17 protein-coding genes are annotated in these 24291 nt (G+C 44.9%); 12 read left to right on the top strand and 5 right to left on the bottom strand.

Going from position 1 to position 24291, the window contains the following annotated elements:
- Window positions 1-106: 106 nt before the first annotated feature.
- From carB to ABYU67_RS07290, 6 genes are all read left to right on the top strand, one after another.
- Complete coding sequence (carB, locus tag ABYU67_RS07315) at window positions 107-3376, top strand: carbamoyl-phosphate synthase large subunit (RefSeq protein ID WP_372844345.1); 3270 nt, start codon at window positions 107-109, stop codon at window positions 3374-3376.
- Between the two features lie 347 nt (window positions 3377-3723).
- Window positions 3724-4200: a transcription elongation factor GreA gene (gene greA / locus ABYU67_RS07310; RefSeq protein WP_372844344.1), complete on the top strand. Its 477-nt coding sequence runs from the start codon at window positions 3724-3726 to the stop codon at window positions 4198-4200.
- Between the two features lie 372 nt (window positions 4201-4572).
- Window positions 4573-5487: a hypothetical protein gene (locus ABYU67_RS07305; protein WP_372844343.1), complete on the top strand. Its 915-nt coding sequence runs from the start codon at window positions 4573-4575 to the stop codon at window positions 5485-5487.
- Window positions 5488-5698: 211 nt separating this feature from the next.
- Window positions 5699-6967, top strand: a complete 1269-nt coding sequence (locus tag ABYU67_RS07300) for a putative DNA modification/repair radical SAM protein (protein WP_372844342.1) — start codon at window positions 5699-5701, stop codon at window positions 6965-6967.
- Between the two features lie 56 nt (window positions 6968-7023).
- Entirely contained in the window at window positions 7024-7908 is an 885-nt protein-coding gene (locus ABYU67_RS07295; protein WP_372844341.1) for a TIGR03915 family putative DNA repair protein, read from the top strand.
- 161 nt (window positions 7909-8069) lie between these two features.
- Window positions 8070-9362: a glycosyltransferase gene (locus ABYU67_RS07290; protein WP_372844340.1), complete on the top strand. Its 1293-nt coding sequence runs from the start codon at window positions 8070-8072 to the stop codon at window positions 9360-9362.
- Between the two features lie 56 nt (window positions 9363-9418).
- Here ABYU67_RS07290 and ABYU67_RS07285 read toward each other — a convergent pair whose 3' ends face one another.
- Entirely contained in the window at window positions 9419-10132 is a 714-nt protein-coding gene (locus ABYU67_RS07285) for a helix-turn-helix domain-containing protein (protein ID WP_372844339.1), read from the bottom strand.
- Window positions 10107-10847: a gamma-glutamyl-gamma-aminobutyrate hydrolase family protein gene (locus tag ABYU67_RS07280; protein ID WP_372844338.1), complete on the bottom strand. Its 741-nt coding sequence runs from the start codon at window positions 10845-10847 to the stop codon at window positions 10107-10109. Before ABYU67_RS07280 ends, ABYU67_RS07285 begins: the two co-directional genes overlap by 26 nt.
- A 501-nt stretch (window positions 10848-11348) precedes the next feature.
- Between ABYU67_RS07280 and ABYU67_RS07275 the strand changes: the two genes are divergently transcribed.
- From ABYU67_RS07275 to ABYU67_RS07250, 6 genes are all read left to right on the top strand, one after another.
- Complete coding sequence (locus tag ABYU67_RS07275; protein WP_372844337.1) at window positions 11349-12692, top strand: glutamine synthetase family protein; 1344 nt, start codon at window positions 11349-11351, stop codon at window positions 12690-12692.
- A 1-nt stretch (window position 12693) separates the two neighbouring features.
- A complete protein-coding gene (locus ABYU67_RS07270; RefSeq protein ID WP_372844335.1) occupies window positions 12694-14046 on the top strand; it encodes an NAD(P)/FAD-dependent oxidoreductase in 1353 nt (450 codons plus the stop codon).
- A 193-nt stretch (window positions 14047-14239) separates the two neighbouring features.
- Complete coding sequence (locus ABYU67_RS07265) at window positions 14240-15733, top strand: Na+/H+ antiporter NhaC family protein (RefSeq protein ID WP_372844334.1); 1494 nt, start codon at window positions 14240-14242, stop codon at window positions 15731-15733.
- A gap of 142 nt (window positions 15734-15875) precedes the next feature.
- Window positions 15876-16748 carry an N-carbamoylputrescine amidase gene (gene aguB / locus ABYU67_RS07260; protein WP_372844359.1) on the top strand — a complete coding sequence of 291 codons (873 nt, stop codon included), beginning with the start codon at window positions 15876-15878 and terminating at the stop codon, window positions 16746-16748.
- A 52-nt stretch (window positions 16749-16800) separates the two neighbouring features.
- Entirely contained in the window at window positions 16801-17916 is a 1116-nt protein-coding gene (aguA, locus tag ABYU67_RS07255) for an agmatine deiminase (protein WP_372844333.1), read from the top strand.
- Window positions 17917-17957: 41 nt separating this feature from the next.
- Window positions 17958-19331, top strand: coding sequence for an NAD-dependent succinate-semialdehyde dehydrogenase (locus ABYU67_RS07250; protein ID WP_372844332.1), 1374 nt, complete (start codon window positions 17958-17960; stop codon window positions 19329-19331).
- Window positions 19332-19415: 84 nt separating this feature from the next.
- Here ABYU67_RS07250 and ABYU67_RS07245 read toward each other — a convergent pair whose 3' ends face one another.
- From ABYU67_RS07245 to ABYU67_RS07235, 3 genes are all read right to left on the bottom strand, one after another.
- Entirely contained in the window at window positions 19416-20858 is a 1443-nt protein-coding gene (locus ABYU67_RS07245; RefSeq protein WP_372844331.1) for an APC family permease, read from the bottom strand.
- A 255-nt stretch (window positions 20859-21113) separates the two neighbouring features.
- The gene (gene gabT, locus ABYU67_RS07240; protein ID WP_372844330.1) at window positions 21114-22373 is read right to left on the bottom strand and encodes a 4-aminobutyrate--2-oxoglutarate transaminase; all 1260 of its coding nucleotides are present in this window, start codon (window positions 22371-22373) and stop codon (window positions 21114-21116) included.
- Window positions 22374-22549: 176 nt separating this feature from the next.
- Window positions 22550-24013 carry an NAD-dependent succinate-semialdehyde dehydrogenase gene (locus tag ABYU67_RS07235; RefSeq protein WP_372844329.1) on the bottom strand — a complete coding sequence of 488 codons (1464 nt, stop codon included), beginning with the start codon at window positions 24011-24013 and terminating at the stop codon, window positions 22550-22552.
- Window positions 24014-24291 lie beyond the last annotated feature (278 nt).

Here is a 24291-nt window from a genome sequence, read left to right as displayed (position 1 = left end):
AATAAATAGTAATAATAATCTGCCATGCTTTTAAATTGCCGCTCGCCCAGACAACGCTTTATCCACCTATAAATTACTTAAAATATCATATAAGGTAGCTCTAACTATGCCAAAACGTACCGACATAAAAAGCATTCTTATCATTGGCGCAGGTCCTATCGTCATCGGTCAAGCATGTGAGTTTGACTACTCAGGTGCCCAAGCCTGTAAAGCGTTAAAAGAAGAAGGCTACCGTGTCATCTTGGTCAACTCAAATCCTGCAACCATCATGACTGACCCTGCCATGGCTGATGCAACCTATATCGAGCCAATCACGTGGCAGACGGTTGAACAAATCATCGCTAAAGAACGTCCTGATGCTATCTTGCCAACGATGGGCGGACAGACCGCTCTAAACTGTGCCCTAGAGTTAGACAAGCACGGCATCTTGACCAAATATAACTGCGAATTGATTGGCGCGACCAAAGATTCAATCGAGATGGCAGAAGATCGCAACTTATTTGATAAAGCCATGAAGCGTATCGGCCTTGAATGTCCACGTGCTGAAACCGCTGAGACCATGGAAGAAGCCTTTGCGACCCAAGAAAAAATGGGCTATCCATGTATCATTCGCCCATCGTTCACCATGGGCGGCTCAGGCGGCGGTATCGCGTATAACCGTGACGAGTTTATCGAGATTTGTGAGCGTGGCTTTGACTTATCACCAAACCATCAATTGCTTATCGATGAATCGCTCATCGGTTGGAAAGAATACGAGATGGAAGTGGTTCGTGACAAAAACGACAACTGTATCATCATCTGTGCCATTGAAAACTTTGACCCGATGGGCGTGCATACTGGCGACTCAATCACAGTTGCCCCAGCACAAACCTTGACCGATAAAGAATACCAAATCATGCGTAACGCCTCACTAGCGGTACTGCGTGAGATTGGTGTTGAAACAGGTGGCTCAAACGTGCAGTTCGGTATCAACCCTGATACCGGTCGTATGGTCGTCATCGAGATGAACCCACGCGTCTCACGCTCGTCTGCCCTAGCGTCAAAAGCGACTGGCTTCCCGATCGCTAAAATCGCGGCAAAACTGGCAATTGGTTACACGCTAGATGAATTGCAAAATGATATCACTGGCGGCAAAACGCCAGCGAGCTTTGAGCCTGCACTTGATTATGTTGTGACCAAAATCCCTCGTTTTAACTTTGAGAAATTTGCTCAAGCAGACAGCGTGTTATCAACGCAGATGAAGTCGGTCGGTGAAGTCATGGCGATTGGTCGTAACTTTCAAGAGTCGATGCAAAAAGCGTTACGCGGCATGGAAACTGGCAATGATGGTTTTGATGAACAAATTGACTTTGCGGCTATCAAAGACGGTAATCTGAGCATTGAAAAAGCACGAAGCGAAATTACCAACCGCTTAACCATTCCAACGCCTGAACGTATTTACTATATTGCTGATGCTTTTCGTATCGGCATGAGCGTTGATGAAGTCTTTAACCTAACCAAAATTGACCCATGGTTCTTGGTACAAATCGAAGATATTGTCAAAACTGAAGCACAAGTGAAAGCCTTAGGTTTTGGTGGTTTAACTGAGCAGAACTTACGCAGCTTTAAGCGTAAAGGTTTATCAGATCTGCGTTTGGCGAAATTACTTGGCGTCTCACAAAAGCAGCTACGCACCAAGCGTTGGGACTTAAACGTTTATCCAGTCTATAAGCGCGTCGATACCTGCGCGGCAGAATTTGCCACCAGCACCGCCTATATGTACTCAACGTACGACAGCGAATGTGAAGCCAACCCAACGGTTAACAAGAAAATCATGGTAATCGGTGGCGGTCCTAACCGTATCGGTCAAGGTATCGAATTTGACTATTGCTGTGTACACGCCGCCCTTGCCATGCGCGAAGATGGTTATGAAACTATCATGGTCAACTGTAACCCTGAAACCGTTTCAACCGATTATGACACCTCTGACCGTCTCTACTTTGAGCCAATCACATTAGAAGACGTGTTAGAAATCGTCCGTATCGAAAATCCTGACGGCGTGATTGTACAGTTTGGTGGTCAAACACCATTGAAGCTCGCCCGCGCACTTGAAGCCGCTGGCGTCAAAATCATCGGTACGAGCCCTGATGCGATTGACCGTGCTGAAGATCGCGAACGCTTCCAGCATATGATTCAACAATTGAACCTTGTGCAACCGACCAATGCCTTAGCGACCAGCTTAGAAGATGGTTTAGTGAAAGCAAAAGACGTTGGCTATCCGCTAGTTGTACGCCCATCTTACGTACTTGGTGGTCGCGCGATGGAGATTGTCTATAACGAAGATGAGCTAAGACACTACTTGCGTACAGCGGTACAAGCATCAAACGAAGCACCGGTCCTATTAGACCGTTTCTTAGACGATGCGATTGAGGTCGATGTTGACTGTGTTAGCGACGGTACAGACGTCGTGATTGGCGGTATCATGCAGCATATCGAACAAGCGGGCGTGCACTCTGGTGACTCTGCCTGTTCATTGCCACCTTACTCATTGTCTGATGAGCTGTGCGATGTGATGCGCGCGCAAACGGTTGCCATGGCAAAAGAGCTTGGCGTTGTAGGCTTAATGAACGTCCAGTTTGCGGTAAAAGGCGATACGATTTATATCTTAGAAGTGAACCCTCGCGCTGCCCGTACCGTACCCTTTGTGTCTAAATGCATCGGTACTTCATTGGCGCAAATCGCGGCGCGCTGTATGGCTGGTACGTCACTTAAAGATCAGGGCTTTACTAAAGAGATTGTTCCTGCATTTTATGCCGTCAAAGAAGCGGTATTCCCGTTTGCTAAATTCCCGGGGGTTGACCCAATCTTGAGCCCTGAGATGAAATCAACCGGTGAAGTCATGGGCGTTGGTAAAACCTTTGGCGAGGCATTTTATAAAGCGGTTATCGGTAGTAATGAGCGTCTGCCTGGTCTACCAACTGAGGGCGAAACCAAAACTGTCTTTATCTCGGTACGTGACAGCGATAAAGAACAAATAGCCCCTATCGCGCGCCAGCTTGCCAACTTTGGTTTTAACATTGTATCAACCACTGGTACGCAAAAGGTACTAAGCGACGCTGGTATTGAGTGCAAACAAATCAATAAAGTGACCGAAGGTCGCCCGCACATCGTTGATGCCTTGAAAAATGGTAAGATCGATATCATTATCAATACGACCGAAGGCAAACAGGCGCAAGAGGATTCATTCTCTATTCGCCGTAGCGCCCTACAAGGCAAAGTATTCTACGTTACGACCTTGGGCGCAGCAGATGCGGTCTGTAAATCTTATGCTATCGACTTACCGTTTGAGGTGTATAAACTGCAAGATTTACATGAGCAAGCAAAGTCTATTGTATAGCTCTATTGACTTGGCTGAATAATTTCAGTAGATTAAGCATAACCGTTAGGCTTGCCTAAGAGCTTATTTGAGCATGGTATGACGTTGATAGCGCAAACCATGCTTAAAATACAATTTAAATGATAGACCTAAAAAGCATAGTGGCTAAACTGCGACTATGCTTTTTATTACGTAAGCTTACACACCCAGATTATTGAATTGATATCAATGAATGACAGCGACCTTACTGGTTACGCTGTCTGAATCATTATTCTATTTATTTTATAGCCATTGCAACAGCGCTGACACCATCTCACTATTCACGAAGAGTAGGAGATGGTGTAGTGTTATTGGTTTAAGGAAAAAACATGCAACGTTATCCCATGACTCCAGAAGGACATGCGGCTTTAGAAGCCGAATTAAAACAGTTAAAAGGTGTTGACCGTCCACGCATCACCGCCTCTATCGCTGAAGCGCGCGAGCACGGCGATTTAAAAGAAAATGCTGAATACCATGCAGCACGTGAACAGCAAGGGTTTTGTGAAGCCCGTATCCGTGACATCGAAGCCAAGCTTGGCGGCGCCCAAATCATCGACCCTATGACCTTACCAAAAGATGGTCGGGTGATATTCGGCGTGAGCGTCGTTATCGAAAACATGGACACCGAAGAAGAAAAACAATACAAAATCGTTGGCGACGATGAAGCAGATTTTAAAGCCGGTAAAATCTCTGTTAACTCACCGATTGCACGTGGCTTGATTGGCAAGTTTGAAGGCGATGAAGCGCGTATTGAAACCCCAAAAGGTGTGGTTGAATACGAGATCATGAAAGTCATCTACGATTAATGTCGTAGGATTTTGTAGTGAGTAAAATAGTAATTATCTTAAGCAGTACATAAGATTAAGCGTACAAAAAGTCATTATTTATAGAAGAGTGGTTACACAATGCTGCTTTTCTACCCAACTCAGTCTAGCGCATAATTGTTGCGTTGAAATCACTAGACGCATGGCACATGCTTAGCTATTGATTAAAATAATGACAGATAAATTGGTAATTTTTTAGTTCGGTAATAGGGTTTGGCAGATAGCTTGGCTGTTTATCCATATTAACCATATCATCCGTACGGTTGCCCTCGTTATTTGACCTGTCCAATAGTGTCAATTAACGAGGGTTTTCTTATTTTTGCGTTACTTATTATCATTGTAAAGGACTTTATTATGACCACTACGACTCATTACTCATCAAGTGTCATGCAAAAAAAAGCCACATTTATGACAGCATCGGCACTGTTGGTGGGCACGGTTATGGCCATGCCTGCTGCCAATGCGGCAACTGAGGTAACCGTCTTACCCTCTACTGGTGCTAGTACTACTGTGGTCGAGCAGTATTCTGATGGTAAAACGGCTGTCATTACCGCTACGCCTAATAGCATTAGTATGCAAGATGGTATGCCGTTTGCTGTAACGCAGGTTACCAATGTACCGCGTTATACGGTTCGCCAAGTTGCTAGTAATGGTGTCAGCAGTACAGTTGTGACCCAAGGTAGCGCCACCGTCACCAGCGTACCTGTGACTAACCAAATGACCAATCAAAACAGTCGTGTTGACGTCATCGCTGTGCCGACCAGTACTGTCACTCAAGTATTACCCACGACTCAGATACTACCTATCAGCGCACCAGCTCAGCTGCCAGTTATCAATGCCCCCGTAACCACGATAACCTCTATAGACACCTTGCAGTTAAAACCTACTTTTAGTACGCCTGATGTGGTCAATGCCCAAACCAAAGTGATGAAAATCCTTAAAAATAGTGATGGACGCGAAGTTGCAGTACCCGCTAACCACATCGCACCTGGTGATGTCATTGAATATCATACTGTCTATACCAATACCACAGCGCAGCCTGTGACTGATATCAATGCCATGGTTTCTCTGCCAAGTGGTGTGAGAATGGTGTCATTGAACAGTCCACTGCCGACACTTGCGACCACTGGTGGCGACAGCTATCAAACCATTCAGCAAGTTGGCAATACCGTCATCGTTAAAGAGAATTACTCTGGTCTTAAATGGAACTTGGTAAACCTTAGCCCAAATGCCGCACAGACTGTGGTGATACGCGCTAAGGTACAATAAATACAGCATTTCTATAAAAGATGAATGTCTGATATTTACCAGCCAATCTAAAAGGTCTTGTTTGCTAGTTCTCTAGTTGACAAGACCTTTTTTGTGGTGCAACAAGCGACAACAGTTGTCGTCTATCATTTCTATTTTACTCATAAATACAATGACTTATCGCTAATTTTGTTAAAATAGTCTTTCATTACTGACATGGTAAATACCGCTTATGGCAACCATCAATTATGAACGACTGCAAGGCAAGCTCAATATTTTAGCGGACGCTGCTAAGTATGATGTCTCTTGCTCATCCTCCGCTGGTACCCGCAAAAACCAAGGCGGTGGCCTCGGTGATGCTTCCGCGACCGGTATTTGTCATAGCTATACTGAGGATGGTCGCTGCGTCAGCCTGCTAAAAATCCTGCTGACCAATCATTGTATTTATGACTGCGCTTATTGCACCTCGCGCAAAAGCAATGACACCCCGCGCGCTGCTTTTAGTGTCGAAGAAGTGGTTGATTTGACCATGCAGTTTTATCGCCGTAACTACATCGAAGGGCTGTTTCTCAGCTCGGGTATTTTTAAAAGTGGCGACTATACGATGGAGCGCTTGGTGGAGGTCGCCAAGATACTGCGTACCCGTGAGCGCTTTAATGGCTATATTCATCTTAAAACCATTCCGGGCGCGTCAAAGGAATTGTTATTAGAGGCAGGACTGTACGCAGACCGCCTGAGCGTTAATATCGAGATTCCAACCAAATCGGGCTTAGCTTTATTGGCACCAGAAAAATCTCATGAGCAATTAAAAGCGCCGATGGAGACGGTCAAGGAAGAAATCATTACCATTCGTGAGAGCCGTAAAACGCATAAAAAAGCGCCTAAATTCACCCCAGCTGGTCAGACCAGTCAAATGATCGTCGGTGCGAGTAATGAGACTGATTTGCAAGTGATTCAGCTATCGAGTCATTTTTATAAGCAATATGATCTTAAGCGTGTTTACTATTCTGGCTATGTGCCGATGTTATCTGATAGCCGTCTGCCAGCGATTGGAACGCCGGTGCCGATGATACGCGAAAACCGTCTTTATCAAGCGGATTGGCTGATGCGTTTTTATGGGTTTGGTGCGCATGAAATTGTGGAGCCAGACTCACCGTTTTTAGATTTAGATTGCGACCCAAAGCTTGCTTGGGCCATTCGCCATCGTGAGCATTTTCCGGTCAATATCCAAACCGCAAGCTATGAGATGATTGTACGTATTCCTGGTATTGGTACCAAAACCGCCAAAAAAATAGTCAAAGCGCGCAAGTTTAATCAACTGACGCTGTATCATTTGAAGAAAATGGGCGCGGCGGTCAATCGTGCCAAATACTTTATCGCAACCACTGGTAAAAATGACCATCTTGCCCATTTAACCCGTGATAACTTTCGCCAATATGTACTGGCGCAAACGCAGACCAAGTTTAAAGATCAACGTAATAGGCAGCTGGCGCTGTTTTAAACAGCAAAGTAATAGTTAAATTTAGTCCAAATCATGAAGTTATCTTAGGATAAATAATGTCGCAATCACTGTCAGTACTTGCCAAAAATCAAAACTATCAGCTTGATCAATTGACCCCCAGTATCGTGCTTTATGAGCCAAGTTTTGAGGGTTGGCTCAGTGCGGTATTTTATGTCTATGCCAATCACTTACAAGAGGATATGTCGCTACAGCTTATCGCGCAGGACTGCTACGTGCCGTCGCTACTCTCTCATGCAACTAGCATCGAGACCAATGAAAAACATGCGCAGCGAGTACTTTTTAAGTTAAATCAGCTTCTAGGTCGCTCAGGTATGCGTAATATCCTATGGGGATTTTTATCAGAAAAAGACAATATTGGTACGACGCTATTCCAAGTGGTCAAATACGCCATTGATTACCCAAGTCGCCATATTATGGACGACTTGGGTAATCTTAATGTTCTAGAGCTCGTGCAAACGGTCAAGTCGGTTGGTCGCGAAAAACACCGTATGGAAGCCTTTGTGCGCTTTGAGCATACGGTTGAAGATATTTACTTTGCTCGTGTTGAACCGGACTTTAATGTCTTGCCACTGATTGGGGAGCATTTTCGTCAGCGTTATCAAGACCAGCATTGGGCCATTTATGATTTGGCGCGCGGCTATGGCATTTATTACGATAAAAGTAAAAGTACACCTAAGCGCCCTGCTGCCCTGCAAACCATTACTGAGCTTGACGAGACTGTACTACGCAACCCTGCCAGCATTCATAGCGAGGATGAGCAGCGTTATCAGCGTTTTTGGCAAGGCTACTTTACCAATGTTAATATCAAAGAGCGTAAAAACGCACGTTTACATAAGCAGTATTTGCCGCAGCGTTATTGGAAGTACTTGAGTGAAAAACAAGTATTGCCAAATGCCCAGCACCTTAAAAAACAGCGCTAAGCCTTTGACTCTTATTACTGCATTTTCCTATCATTGATCACGACCTATAATAGTTACTATAGTTACTATGGCGCTTTATCTTTTTATCTTGATGGTTGAGTTTTAATGACTTTTCACTGACAATAGCAGCTTGATATCGTCTAATAGTGACCCACGCCATTATGAAAGTTATGCGTTTACTGTCGTCCTTGAAGCATGATGAATCCGAACGCGGTATTTTTCATCTTGGGCGCGCTTTGGTCAAAAACGATCATACTTCAATTATTGTCTCTAGTGCCAGTGAAGACAACGATTTGGTCAGACGCCTAAAGCGTGATGGCAACCATTACCATCAGCTATATATGAATAAAAAGTCTTGGCTGTCATTATTACAGGTCGCGCCGCTGCGGCGTTTGATTGAACAATATGATCCTGATGTCATTCATGTGCATTCTCGCACACCGGCATGGATACTGCATTTAGCGCTGCGCCGTGCACGCGTCAAGCGTCGACCAAAACTGGTCTCGACCATGTATGGTTTTTATCCAATCAATAGGTACTCACAGGCCTTACTTGACGTCGATACTATTATCACAGTGTCAGATAGTGTGACCGACTATCTTAAAAAAGGGCTGCGCCGTGAAGAACTCGACCCTCGGGTGATTAAACGTATCTATCGCGGTGTTGATACGCGGCGCTATCCTTATCGGCACAATCCATCAGTCTATTGGCTGCGTCATACCTTTGCCGAATACCCCGAGCTTGAGAATAAAAAATGGCTGGTATTTCCAACCATCATTGGTAAAGAGTATGGACAAGAGTGGCTGATTGATATCTTGGGCAACCTACAAGAGCAATTTCCCAATATCCATGCCATCATTATGGACGATGATTATCGGGCAGGCGATGTTGCCCATGAGGATTTTCGTCAACGTAGCAATACCTTGGGGCTTGCCGAGCGCATTACCTATGTAGGTAGTAAGCGTAATGACATGCGCGAATGGTTGTCTGCCGCAAATATCGTTATGGCACTTGCCAATCAACCTGAGTCGATCGGCATTAATGCTTTGCAAGCCATTCATTTAGGTACACCGGTCATTGGCTGGGATCAAGCGGCCTTTAGTGAGATTCTGCAACCTCTATATCCACAAGGGTTGGTCAAAAAGTACAATGCCAATGCGCTTTGTAAAGCGGTACGCAACCAACTAGAAAGTGTTACCCGTCCTGAGATGACCAATAAATTTACCATGCGCGAGATGATTGATGAGACGCTAGCGGTCTATCAAAATTTGCATGAGCTGGCCTTGGTAGAAGAACAAGCCGCAGCCGATGCATTAGCGTTAAAAAGACATAAAAAAATCTTTGGATCTGCTCCTAAACCTATTCTAGCTAAGCCAGCAGCGAATAAAGTCAGGTTGATTAAGGACAAGCCTATATCTAACCCTAAGGTAAAAGAAAAACCACATGATGCTTAATTGGCATAGCGGCTTTGCTTCTTAGCTACCAGACTGTCAGTTTTTTGGATCTAAATTTAATAAGTCGTTGGCGTATGCGCACTCACCACACGGGTAATAGCATCAGTGGGATTGATAAAGGTATGCGGAAAACTGGTATCAATCACATAGCTGTCGCCTTCATTCAGCAAATACGTCATATCTTCGATACGAATCAGCACTTTACCTTCGATAACCGTACCAATCTCCTCACCTTCATGAGTGATTTTCTCTTCTGTTGAGCTATTTGGCTGATAGGTCTCAATCAAAAACCCAAGATTCTTGGTGGTGCTACAATTATAGACCTGCTTCAAAGACACCTTACTGGTCGGCTCACTCAGCTCTATTAAATCCTTTGGTGTGACCACCACGCGGGCTTTCGGCGCTTTCCATTCATCACTAAAAAAGGTCGTTAAATCAGAGCCAAGTACCTGCAAAATTGCCTTTAAGGTATTCACCGCTGGGCTGACTTTATTACGTTCAATCGCACTGATTGAGGTATTGGTCACCCCTGCCATCCTTGCCAGCTTACGCTGCGAATAGCCTTTAGCTAGGCGCAGCTGATTGATTTTTTTACCGATGTCTTCCTCTGATTGCCCATCAATATCGAGCACGGACGGCGTCTCATCACTGTTGACTTCATCAGCATCAGCTTCGTCGTCTTCTAGCAAATCCATCTCATTCTCGGGCATGGCGCCCTCTTTCTCAATATCGTTTTCTGCACTGTTATGAACCGTGTTTTTTGCTGGCATGGTGAATAAATTCCTTGAATAGAAATTTGGACAAGTCGTCTTGTGCATAATTTAACTCAGGATGCCATTGTACACCAATCATAAATGGATGTTTTATTAAGCTGATGGCTTCTACTAACCCATCCGGCGCACGTGCTTCGATAAGCAAACCTTTACCGATTTTATTGATGGCTTGTTTATGCAACGAATTTACATGCCATTTTTCACCAAATGCGGCCATCCTACCCTCAGGCTGAATAATCACGTCATGAACCGGCTGATATTGCACCTCAAGCGGCTGGGTATTGTCCTCTAAATGCGGCTCATAGAACCCTTCCACTTCACGCCAATCTGGATGCAGGCTGCCCTCAAAATAGACATTCATCTCTTGCAGGCCTCGGCATACTGCCAATAAAGGCGTACTGGCTTTTTCTGCATGAGCAAGCAGCTTAAAGCTCAGCTCATCACGCCCTAAGTCCTGCTTTTCTTCAATATGTACGGCACCATAACGCGCCGGAGCCACATTGCTATAGCTACCCGTCAATAAAATACCATCTACAAGGGCAATCAAAGCGTCAAAGTTCTCACTTTCTGCAGCGGTACTTGGTAGCAAGATAGGGTTACCACCATAAAAGTGAATGGCATCGATATATTTTTGATAGACCGCTTGGGCAGGCTGACCGTCAACCATCTTATGACAGGAGACAATGGCAATAATAGGTCGAGACGTTTGCATATTATTCTTCCTTGAATAAGGTATCTGGGCTTAAAAACTGCCCTGTACAGAGGTTTTATTGATTAAAATCTAACACAAAATTTTGGACAATGTAAACTATAAACTTCATTTTTAAGTTATAAAACCAATATTGAATATAATTAATTACTTTTTAATGTTTTTAAATAGTAATTGACAACTATAAATTTCATGCCTATATTGAAGGACAACAAGGAGACAAAAGCTGAATAATAGCGAGTAACCCTCTGATATAAAACCCAACAAAAACAGCGCTAAGTATTTCATTTTGCAGTAAAAAATTATGAAACATGGCAAAAAAAAGAAAATTAAAAATCAGCTGGAGGTACTAACAACCCCATCATTTATAGCGAGCGTTTTACTTAGATTCACTGTGTTATTTAGCATTATTTACAGTTATACCTTGTCATTTATCAATGACAGCGACCATAAGCGTCGAAACCATAATCAGAGCAAAAAACAACATCAATAGGGATATTAGACATGACGACAACCAATGGAATGGTCGAATCTGCAAACAATACTGAATATGTGTACGTTGCAGCAGGGGATATCAACGGATTACTTCGTGGTAAGCGCATCCCCTTTAATCAGATGGAAAAAGCAGAAAATGGCGCCATAAGATTGCCCTTATCAATTTTAGGTGTCGATATCTGGGGTGCGGATGTCATCGAGTCCTCTCAGTGTAATGGCGATATCGATGCCATCGCTCGCCCTACAGGACGCGCCGCCTACCCACTGCTGAATACCAGTGCCCCTTCATCGCTATTACCTGTCTGGCTATATACCGAAGATAATGAGCCTTATTATGGTGACGCTAGACACGTTTTGGATTATGTCAGCAAAAAGTTTAAAGCACTCGGATTGACGCCAGTCATGGCAACGGAGCTTGAATTTTATTTGATTGATTACACCGAAGGTGAAAGCCCAAAACCGCCTATCCGCCCAAAGAGCGGCTTAAGACTGAATAAAACCTCTATCTTAAGTATCAATGACTTATTGCAGTTTGATGAGTTTTTAGATGAGGTCTATGAGCAGTGCAGAAAGCTCGATATTCCGGTTGATGCCGCATTAGCTGAAAACGGCTGTGGTCAGTTTGAGATTAACTTACTGCATGTCGATGACCCGCTAAAAGCCGCCGACGATGCTATTTTATTTAAGCAGGTGGTCAAGTCTGTGGCTACACGCCGCAAGCTGACTGCTACCTTTATGGCAAAGCCATTTGGCTTGCAATCAGGTAATGGTTTTCATGTCCATTGTAGCTTGCTTGATAAAGACGGCAATAATGTCTTCGATGATGGCTCAGATGAAGGCTCAGACATCTTGCGTCATGCAGTCGCAGGCTTATTAAAAACCATGTCAGACTGCACCTTGTTATTTGCGCCGCACGTCAACTCCTATCGCCGCTTTACCCCAGGTACGCTGGCACCAAACAATGTGTCATGGGGCTATGAAAACCGCACCGCTGCCGTACGCATCCCTGGTGGCGACTCACAAGCACGCCGTATCGAGCACCGCGTATCTGGGGCGGACGCCAACCCTTATCTGGTCTGTAGTGCAGTATTAGCAGGCATGCTATATGGCATCGAAAATAAGCTTGAAGCGCCAGAGCCAGTAAATAGCATCACTTATAACGAAGCCGAGCTTAAAACTTTGCCATTAGACTGGCTGTCAGCGATTCGTAAGTTTGAAAGCAGCGATGTCATTGATTCCCTATTCCCAAGTGAGATGATTGAGCTATTGACGGCAGTCAAAAAGCAAGAAGCCAAGCGCTTCGCTCAGCAAGTGACCAACCTTGAATACCTCACCTATTTACAGGATGTTTAATATGTCAAATAGCAACGCAGCAACGAGCCAAAATTTATCTTCAAATAATAAACGCAATATCCCGCATTATTCAGATCAGGGTCAATATCCCGACAGCTATTATGCGGCCAGCCGTAATCATAAGCCGGATAGACCGACGCTAAAAAACGATATCCAAGTGGAGATCTGTGTGGTCGGCGGTGGTTATAGTGGTTTATCGACGGCGCTACATCTGATCGAAACCGATCATGAAGTGGTGGTACTAGAAGGTGCGCAGATTGGTTGGGGTGCCTCAGGTCGTAACGGCGGTCAGATTGTTAACGGCCTTAACGCGAGCCTACAAAAAATCAAAAAGTCCTATGGTCAAGACAATGCAGACTTCGTCGGTCAGCTTGTGACCCGTGGTGGCAAAATCATTCGTCGTTTGGTCGCTGATTATAATATTGACTGCGATCTGAAAGAAAAGAACATCTTTGCCGCGTTAAATCAGGGTCAATTAAAAGATTTACAAGAAACGCATGCACTATGGGAAAGCCATGGTATGCATGATAGAGAAATGCTCGATAAATATGGTATTCAAGAGCATATAAAAACAGAGGCTTATGTGGGCGGCATTATTGATCATTCAGGTGGACATATCCACCCGCTCAATCTCGCCCTTGGCGAAGCCGCTGCCATCGAAAAATCTGGCGGTACTATCTATGAAAATACCTTAGTCGTCGACATCGAGTATGCCGATGATTCTATCAAAATCATCACCGAGTTTGGCACCGTGACTTGTAAGCAGGCAGTTCTATGCGGTAATGCTTATCTTAATAAGGTCATTCCTAAGCTGACTGACCGTGTCATGCCCGTATCGACGCAAATTATCGCCACCGAGCCATTAGGTGATTTGGCAGACCAGCTCCTCCCAACCGACGTCTGTGTTGAGGACGTACGCTATATTCTTGACTATTACCGCCTGTCAGCGGATAAGCGCATGTTGTTTGGTGGTGGTACAGTCTACGGTGGTCAAGACCCAGCTGATATTACAGCCAAAATTAGACCGAATATGAATAAGATATTCCCAGAGCTACGTGATGTAAAAATTGACTACGCGTGGAGTGGTAACTTTGCTTTGTCCTTTTCTCGTGTACCACAAATGGGCAAACTGCATGACCGTGTCTACTTTGCTCATGGTTATAGTGGTCATGGCGTGACAGGCTCGCATTTGTTTGGACAGATATTGGCCGATGCCATCAATGGCAACACCAAAGAGTTTGATACTTTTGCCAAGATTCCTTGGATTCCGTTCCCAGGTGGCCGCGCCCTACGTGTGCCATATTCTGTCATGGGCTCATGGTGGTATGCACTAAAAGATACGACGGGCATGTAAGTAAGTGAAAAGCTTTGGATAATAGGCATTAAATAACATGTTTTGATTTTAAGGGCTGTTGTTACATTCACCTGTCATAGCAATGGATTGTTGTGACAGGGCTCAATAAAAGCTTAATACGAGCCTGTCTATTGAGCGTCAACCATAAAACAGAGTTTGTTCCAAACAATGAGGTTTTACAGGGAGCGTAAGTATGAACATGAAACTCAGCGAGGCTGTCGAAGGGCAGTATCATAATAAGCGAGTATTTTTAACGGTATTAGCTGGTATTGCCATATATGTCATTTTTGCTTGGCTATCGACTGTCCGTGGCCCAGACGAATCTTGGGGTGCTTTATCACTATTACCAACCTTGTTAGTACTGGTCACCGCCATTGTTTCTAGGCGACCATTTGAATCTATGATCGCAGGCTGTGTCGCCGGTCTTGTGATGCTCAATCCGTTTGATTTGGTCTCCCCTTTCGCTGACAATATATCTGTCGTACTCGGTAATGAGACCATCGTTTGGGTGGTACTGGTTTGTGGTTTGATGGGTGGTCTGATTCAGCTGCTTGAGATTAGCGGTTGTCTCGATGGCTTTAGTGAATGGCTTCAAAAAATCATCAAATCACGTCGTCAATCCCTATTAGCGACTGCAGGACTCGGTGTTGTAGTTTTTATCGATGATTATTTAAACTGTCTTGCTGTGTCGACGTCTGTTAAGAAATTGACAGATTTTTATGGGGTATCGAGAGAAAAACTTGCCTACATTGTCGATTCAACGGCTGCGCCGATGTGCGTTATTGTTCCTATTTCGACTTGGGCAGTCTATTTTGCAGGTTTGTTAGAGGAAAATGGTGTCGCAGCAGATGGTGGTGGTATGGCACTTTATATGAGTGCGATTCCTTTTATGGCTTATGCTTGGTTTGCACTTATTATTGTCTTTTTAGTAGCATATGGCATTTTAGGTGACTGGGGGCCGATGAAAAAAGCGGAGGCTCGCGCCAAAGCAGGTAAACCTGTACCTGAAGCGTTTGTCGATGAGCAACTGGTGTCAAATGTTAAGGCCAAACGTAAATTGTCGTTTAAAGCCAATATCATAAACTTTGCTTTCCCAATGATCTTGTTGATTGTTTCAACCATTTACTTTGAAATTGATTTATTACGTGGGGCATTACTGACCTGTTTCGTTACCGTTCTTGTTTATTGGGCACAAGGTATCTTAAGCTTTGAGACCCAAGTTGAAGCCATTTTTAAAGGCTTTCAAGTGATGCTTTATCCATTATCAACGGTGGTCGGCGGCTTTTTTCTAAAAGCCATCAATGATGAGCTTGGCATGACTGCTTATGTTATCGAGGCTATCACGCCTTATATGACCATTGTTATTTTCCCTGCTGTTATCTTTGCGGTAATGGCATTTTTGACCTTTGCCACCTCATCAAGCTGGGGCTTATATATCCTTGCCATGCCAATTGTATTCCCGATATCATTAGCACTTGGTGTCAGTACGCCGCTGATGATTGGTGCCTTGTTATCCGCATCATCATTTGGTAGTCATGCTTGTTTCTTTAGTGATTCATCATTACTTGCTGCCCAAGGCGCTGGATGTTCTCCGATGCAGCATGCCTTTAGTCAGTTCCCCTATGCCATGCTCGGCGCGGTTTTATCCGTCGTGACGTTCTTGGGCTTGGGTTATATGATGGCTTAATTTACACCATTACAAGCCTTTGCAATGGGCACTCATTTATGGATACATACTCAGTCAGCTACTATCTATAAATTCAGCTACTATCCATAAATAGCGCCCTTAAGTAGTTATCCACTTCTCTACATGTACAAAAGGGACTTAGATCATGAGAACCGTCACCGTTGCTACGACCCAAATGGCTTGCGGCTGGGATATACAACAAAATATCAATACCGCTACTAACTTAGTGACCAAGGCCGCTCAAGCGGGTGCCAATATCATCTTACTACAAGAGTTATTTGAAACCCCCTACTTCTGCCAGGTTCATGACTTTGATTATTTTAAGCTTGCGACGTCTGTCGCCGATAACGCCGCTATCACTCATTTTAAAAAACTGGCTAAAGAGCTGGCTGTGGTACTACCGATCAGCTTTTATGAAAAGTCAGGCAATACGTTTTTTAATAGTGTGACCGTGATTGATGCTGATGGTGAGATACTCGGCACTTATCGTAAAACCCATATACCAGATGGTATCCCTTATGCCGAAAAATTCTACTTTACCCCAGGTAATACAGGCTTTAAGGTTTGGGATACCAAGTATGCCAAAATCGGTGTCGGTATTTGCTGGGATCAGTGGTTCCCTGAGTGCGCACGTAGTATGGCGCTGATGGGTGCTGAGATACTGTTTTATCCGACAGCGATTGGCGATGAGCCAACATTGGATATTGATTCAAAGGGTCATTGGCAGCGCTGTATGCAGGGACATGCAGCGGCTAATTTGATGCCTGTAGTGGCCTCTAATCGTATTGGTCATGAGACGATTACTCAAAACGGAAACGATAGCGTCATGGCCTTTTACGGTAGCTCATTTATTACCGATGGTCGCGGCGAGATTATCCAAGAAGCGTCTAGGGATAAAGAAGAGATACTGACGGCCACTTTTGATTTGGATCAGTTGGCGACTGAGCGCCATCAATGGGGTGTTTTCCGTGATCGCCGTCCATCGATGTATGGCACATTGCTGACTCATGGATAAAGTTTGTTAACAAGCAAGCTCACTCGCGTTATCGTCAAATAAGGTGCTCTATATGTCATTATTACAGAACCGATTAATTACTGGCTCAATACCACAGCAAGACGGCTTTTATATGCCAGCAGAATTTGAGCCTATAGAAAAAATATGGATGGTATGGCCATATCGTACGGATAACTGGCGACAACAAGCCGCTCCAGCCAAAGCAGCTTATACAGCAGTCGCATTGACCATTAACGATTTTTGTGAGGTTGGTATACTGGCCAATGATGATGATTATCAACAATGCCGTGATAGCTTGCCAGCAGATATCGACGTTATCGCTATGCCGAGCAATGATGCTTGGGCGCGTGATACGGTGCCGACATTTTTAATTAATAAAGCAGGTGAGCTACGCGCTTGCGATTGGACATTCAATGCCTGGGGCGGAGATTATGATGGGCTATACACGCCGTGGGATGATGATGACAAGCTTGCTGAGCGCCTCTGTGAGCATTTAGGTATCCTGCGTTATCGAACCGATGACTTTGTGATGGAAGGCGGCGCCTTTCATGTCGATGGCGACGGTACAGTACTAACGACGCGCATGTGTCTGCTAAGCCCCGGACGCAATCCGCATTTGACTGAACGCCAAATTGAAGACAAGCTAAAAACCTATCTGAATGTGCAAAAAGTATTGTGGATTGATGATGGGATTGATTCTGACGAGACCACCGGTCATATCGATGATATTGCTTGCTTTGCACGCCCTGGGGAGGTGGTTTGCTTATTTACTGATGACCCTGAGCATCCGTTTTATGAAGCAACGCAAAAAGCTTATGAGCAGCTATCGAATATGACCGATGCAAAAGGCAGACGTCTAAAAGTTCATAAGCTTTGCTGCACCGAGCAGCCTGTTACTTTACCTGAGAACTATGATATTGAGCAGTCTGACGATGCCAAACCACGTCTTACAGGAGATGTCTGCATCGCCTCTTATGCCAACTTTTTGATCTGTAATGAGGCCGTCATCGTGCCACAATATGATGATATAAATGATGCTTTAGCACTCAAGCAGCTTGAAAAAATATTTCCTGACCATCAGGTAGTGGGAGTACGTACGAAAGAGATTGTATTTGGCGGCGGTAATATTCACTGTATTACTCAGCAGCAGCCAAAACTATCAGCATAAAAATGTAAACTCAAATGGATTTTAAACTAAAGGACATAGCGATGAGCGATTATCAAATTCACAACCCTGCCACAGGCGATATTGAAGCCACTTACCCTACTGCTAGCGACCATGATATCCAGCAAGCGATTGCCAGTGCCGCTACAGCTTATCAAGAGTGGCGTCATGTCCCACTTAGTGAGCGCAGTGCGCTACTACATAAAATTGCTGATATTTATCTTGAGCGTCAAGATGAGCTGGCTCGTATTGTGGCAACAGAGATGGGCAAGCCGGTTGCGCAAGCAAAAGGTGAGATCGGACTGGTCGCCGAGATTTTTCGTTACTATGCCGACAACGCTGAGCAGCTATTAGCACCCAATAAAATCGATGTCGATTCAGGGTCTGCCTTTGTAGAAAAGCTACCTGTTGGGGTGCTGCTTGGCATCATGCCATGGAACTATCCGCATTATCAGGTCGCCCGTTTTGCCGCACCTAATTTTATGGCAGGCAATACGCTTATCCTAAAGCACGCGCCGCAGTGCCCTAAAACAGCAGAAGTAATCACCGATATCTTTAAAGACGCGGGATTGCCAGATGGCGTCTATAACAATGTGTTTGCCACCAATGAGCAAGCAGCGACCATCATCGAAGATAGCCGAGTACAAGGCGTTTCGTTGACAGGTTCTGAGCGTGCAGGACAAGCAGTTGCTAAGGTAGCAGGCGGTGCACTTAAAAAGGTCGTACTAGAGCTTGGTGGCTCGGATGCCTTTATCGTGGCAGCCGATGCTGATATTGACCAAGCCGTACAAGGGGCAATTGAAGGTCGTTTTGGCAATACAGGACAGGCTTGTAATGCAGCCAAACGCCTTATCGTCATTGAGTCCGTTTATGATAAGTTCGTCAAAGGTTTTACCGATGCCGTACGTGATATGAGCTTAGCCGATCCGCTTGATGAAAGCACCTTTATAGGCCCCATGTCCTCGATAGCGGCAGCGACCAACTTGCAAGCGCAGCTCGATAGCGCCATTCAGGCAGGCGCAACCGTATTGGTCGAGGGCGGCATGGACAAAGACAAGCCCGGTGCTTGGTTTAAGCCTGCTGTTCTGACAGACGTTGATGAATCTATGGACGTCTACCGTGAAGAGCTATTTGGTCCTGTGGCGGTCGTTTATAAGGCTCGTGATATCGAACATGCGATTAAAATTGCAAATGATGTACCCTTTGGACTTGGCGCTTCTATTCAAACGCAAGATGCACAGCTGGCCGCTCAAATCGCTGATAAATTAGACGTCGGTATGGTTACGATTAATGCCCCGTCTGGTAGTGAAGCCAATACCCCATTCGGCGGTGTCAAACGCTCAGGTTTTGGTCGCGAGCTTGGCAATCTTGGTATCACTGAATTTTTAAACTATAAGCTAATCCGTGATAAATCTTAATCGATTTTTAAAATAGCAAAGAGCCTAACAGTGAATGTTAGGCTTTTTATTTGGACAATTTTTAAAAACATCTTGTTAAAAGAATTAGCGTTTTGGCGGATTGTCTTTTAACCACAACTGATTGACAATCTTTAATTCGCGTAGCTCTTCTGCCATGATCGACTCACTGATACCCGGGTATTTGATCCTTGCATAGCTATATAATACGATACCTAAGACAGTCCAGCCAAAGAAAATCCACCATTCAACGGGTGTCAGCGCTGATGGCATACCTGGCATATATAGCATCAATAAACCAAAGCTTAGCGCAATCGTAATCATACCAACAAGCTTACCTGCTGGTATCTTAAATGGACGTACCATATCAGGCTCACGGTAACGCAGCACTAAGAATGAGATAGCAACACAGGTATAGGCAATCACGATACCAAAACCACCAGCATCAACGATCCAAACCAACATTTTGCGACCAAATAATGGTGCTAGCGTCGCCAAACCACCGATGAGTAAAATCGCATTTGAGGGAGTCTTGTATTTTGGATGTAATTTACCTAAAAAGGCTGGCAACATACGGGCTTTAGACATGGCATAAAGCAGACGACTACCACCGATTAAGAACGCATTCCAGCTTGATAAGATACCAAGTACGCCGCCGATAACCAGTAGAATACCTGCCCATTTGCCTTGCCATGCATTGGTCATGGCATCAGCAGTAGCAAGGGTTGAGCTCTCTGCTTGTACCAATGGCAAAGTCGTCCCGACACTCCACGCGATACCCACATACCACATTACCGCAACGATAATCGAGATAATCAAAAACTTACCAATATTGGGGCGCGTTAAATCGATCTCCTCTGCAGCCTGAGGGATTACGTCAAAGCCGACAAACATAAAAGGCACCATGACAATAACTGCCATTATACCGCCGATACCACCGATGAATGCTGGCGCTTGTACTGAGTTTGAGCTTTCAGGATTGAATAGTAACGCACCGATAAACAGTAACGTACCAACAAATAAAATACCCAATACAGCCGTTTTTTGGAACCAAGCACTGACTTCCATACCGCGGATATTAAGCCAAGTAACAATGATGGAGCCGAGCATACCGACCCCGACCCAAGTAGCATAGACATCCCAGCCAGCGATGGTCCAGAGATAACCTTGGTTATAATTGGGAATAAAATATTCTACAACTGTAGGGAGCGCGACCGCTTCGAACGCGACCACTGAGAAATAACCAAATAGGATACTCCATGAGCAGATAAAGGAGACATTAACCCCCAGCGCTCGATGGGTATAAGTATGTTCACCGCCGGTAATTGGCATTGATGCTGCAAGCTCAGCATACGTCACCCCAATCAGTATCACGGCCAGCCCGCCTATCAAGAACGCCAGCATCGCGCCCCATATACCAGCAGATAAAATCCAACCGCCGGCTAAGACCACCCAGCCCCAACCAACCATAGCACCAAATGCTAAGGCGATAACATCTAACGTTCCTAACGATTTCTTTAATTCAGACATAACCGACTCCTTGTCCGTGCTTCATCCATGTGACCCTCTTGCTTATGACACTTAGAGAGACACTATTTTGTATTTAACAGGGCATCGCCCTTCATGTTTATCTTTCCATACCTCTCGACTGAGAAGCTTGACAATATATTGATAGCGGAGACAACAACGGCGTCTTGACTTGCAAGGCGCCGTTGTAAAACCACCACTCAGATCAAGAACATATCAATCCCAATCTGACGCATGTATTATTCAGTCTTAACACAATTAAGCAGTCAAGATGCCTTTGATAATATCAAGGCCTTCTTGTAGTACTTCATCTTCAACCGTTAGCGGCACCATCACGCGAATGGCATTGCCATACATACCACAAGACGCTAGTAGCAAACCTTGCTCAAATGATTTGGCTTTTAGGTTAGTCGTCGCCTCAACATCTGGTTTGCCATCGCTATCGATTAGCTCAAAGGCTAGCATGGCGCCTTTATGACGAACATGACCGATACTGCTTAAATTTAGCTCTTTTAAGAATGACTCAATTTTGTCGCCAATCTCAATACTGCGCTCAAGTAGGTTTTCTTCTTCGATAACTTCCATGACTGCGAGCGCTGCCACACAAGCCAATGGATTACCCGAATACGTACCACCCAAACCGCCAACTTGCGGGGCGTCCATGATATCAGCGCGCCCGATAACGGCAGAGATAGGATAACCACCCGCCAAGCTCTTGGCACTGGTCATCAGATCCGGCTCAACGCCCAACTGCTCAGAGGCAAACAAGGTACCTGTACGGGCAAAGCCGCACTGTACTTCATCAAAAATCAGTACGATGCCATGCTCATCACAGATATCGCGCAGGGCTTTGGCAAATGATGGCGTGACTTGGTGGAAACCGCCCTCGCCTTGTACTGGCTCGATAATCATCGCCGCCACTTCACTTGGGTCGATATCCGCTTGGAAAATCATCTCAAGGCTATGAAGTGCTTGAGCTTCAGTGACATTTAACTCTTCAGCTGGGAATAGCGCATGGAATACAGGACCTGGCATCGGACCAAAATTCTTTTTGTACGGCAATACTTTACCCGTCAGGCTCATGCACATCAGCGTGCGACCATGCCAACCGCCGACAAAAGAGATGACACCCGGACGACCAGTTTTTGCACGAGCAATCTTGATGCAGTTTTCAACCGCTTCTGCGCCGGTAGTCAAAAAGAAAGCTTTGGTGTCGCCGCTGATTGGGGCTTTTTCACACAGTTTTTCAGCAAGATCGACATAGCATTCATAGTTAATCATTTGCGCAGCAGTATGGGTAAACTTGTCTAGCTGCTCATGTACACGCTGCGTGATCTTTGGATGGCTATGACCGGTATTCAATACTGAGATACCGCCAACGAAGTCGATATAACGATTGCCTTCAATATCCCATACTTCTGAGTTTTTTGCTTTTTCGGCAAAGATCGGAAAAGCCACACCCAGTCCAGTTGGCAATACAGCTTTACGGCGCGCAAGTAATGATTGATTGGTAGTCATAAGAATGTCCTTTTCTTTCTTTTTACGTAGATGCCAGTGATATGATGGCGGTTTATAGAATAAGCTTTAGTAATTAAGCTTTAGCAATATTAGGAATTTATGAAGCTAAATTCCGTTAAATATTTAGTTAAATCAAACGGTTAAAATATAAAACAGCTAACGATTCGCTCTAACTATTAACTAACATCAGAGCACCAGTATTTGGTCACGACATACTCTTCGATGCCATATTTTGAGCCTTCACGACCAAACCCCGATTGCTTAACGCCGCCAAATGGTGCGACTTCGGTAGAAATGAGACCGGTATTATGACCGATAATGCCGTACTCAAGCCCTTCAGTGACGCGCCATGAGCGTGCGTAACTGCCGCTGTAGAAGTAAGCGGCCAAACCATAAATGGTGTCGTTGGCTTGACGAATAACGTCGGCTTCATCTTTAAAGGTAAAGATGGTAGCGATAGGACCAAATATTTCCTCAGAAGCAATATTCATATCTGCGGTGATATCAGTAATCACCGTTGGGTTATAAGACAGCTCTGATGCGCCGTTGGTGCTACCACCGGTGATCAGGGTTGCGCCTTTATCCAAAGCATCTTGTAGCAAGGCTTGTACTTTTTCTAAGGCTTTTTGATTAATCAATGGACCAATATCGACGCTCTCATCCATACCGTTACCGACCGTTAGCTCAGCGACCTTTTGTACAAATACATCTAGGAATTTGTCCTTGATACTGTCTTGTACATAGACGCGGTTGGCGCACACACAAGTTTGACCGGCGTTGCGATATTTAGAGGCGATTAAGCCTTCAGCGGCTTTTTCGAGATCGGCATCATCAAAGATGATAAATGGCGCATTGCCGCCAAGCTCTAATGACAGCTTTTTGATGGTTGGGGCGCACTGCGCCATCAAGGTACGACCGACTTCGGTAGAACCGGTAAATGATAGTTTATGGATGCGCGCATCGCCAGTTAAGATATCGCCGATGGTTTTTGATTGACCGGTGACGACTTGGATGACACCTGCTGGAATACCCGCTTGCTCAGCCAATGCCGCAAGCGCCAAGGCAGAAAATGGTGTTTCGGTTGCAGGTTTGATAATCATGGTACAGCCTGCTGCTAAGGCAGGAGCCGCTTTACGGGTAATCATCGCTGCTGGGAAATTCCAAGGCGTGATAGCCGCGCAAACACCGACCGGCTGCTTTAGGATGACATGGCGCAGCTGTGCTTGATTGGCAGGGATGACGTCACCGTAAACGCGCTTGCCTTCTTCAGCGAACCAACGGATAAAGCTATTGGCATAACCAACTTCACCACGTGACTCAGTTAAAGGCTTGCCTTGTTCGGCAGTCATAATGATAGCCAAGTCTTCTTTATTGGCATCGATAAGGTCGGCCCATTTTTGTAGTAGCTCAGCGCGCTCTTTTGGGGTTTTGGCCGCCCACGTGATTTGCGCCTCATGAGACGCCGCAACCGCATCGTTGACATCGTCGGTCGTCAGGCTTGGCACGGTACCGATGATCTCGCCATTAAAAGGATTGCTCACATCAAGCGTCGACTCGTTACTAGCGGCATGCCAGCCATCTTTGATGAAGCATTGCTGTTTGAGTAGATCTGGGTTTGATAGCTGTGGCAGTTGTGACATGTTGACACTCCTTGTCAATATTATTTTGCAGATAGGGTTTGCAGATTTATAGCGATAAATAACTAACAATAAATAAAAGGTTATGACTTAAATAATTATTGATAACTTGTTATTTGTTCAATATACTGAACATCTATTCTATATATGAGACATCATTATAAGAATGATGGACGCATATTTGCAACCCCTATTATCAATTTTGTGATGATTTAGCACTTTATTTTGATGTTTTTTTAATTTTACCGACTTTATAGGTTCCTTATGAGCACCACTGCCGT

It is taken from the genome of Psychrobacter sp. (assembly GCF_041554015.1).
Taxonomy (GTDB): domain Bacteria; phylum Pseudomonadota; class Gammaproteobacteria; order Pseudomonadales; family Moraxellaceae; genus Psychrobacter.
The sequence above is the reverse complement of the archived record's forward strand: the minus strand, read 5'-3'. Positions and strand labels throughout refer to the sequence as shown.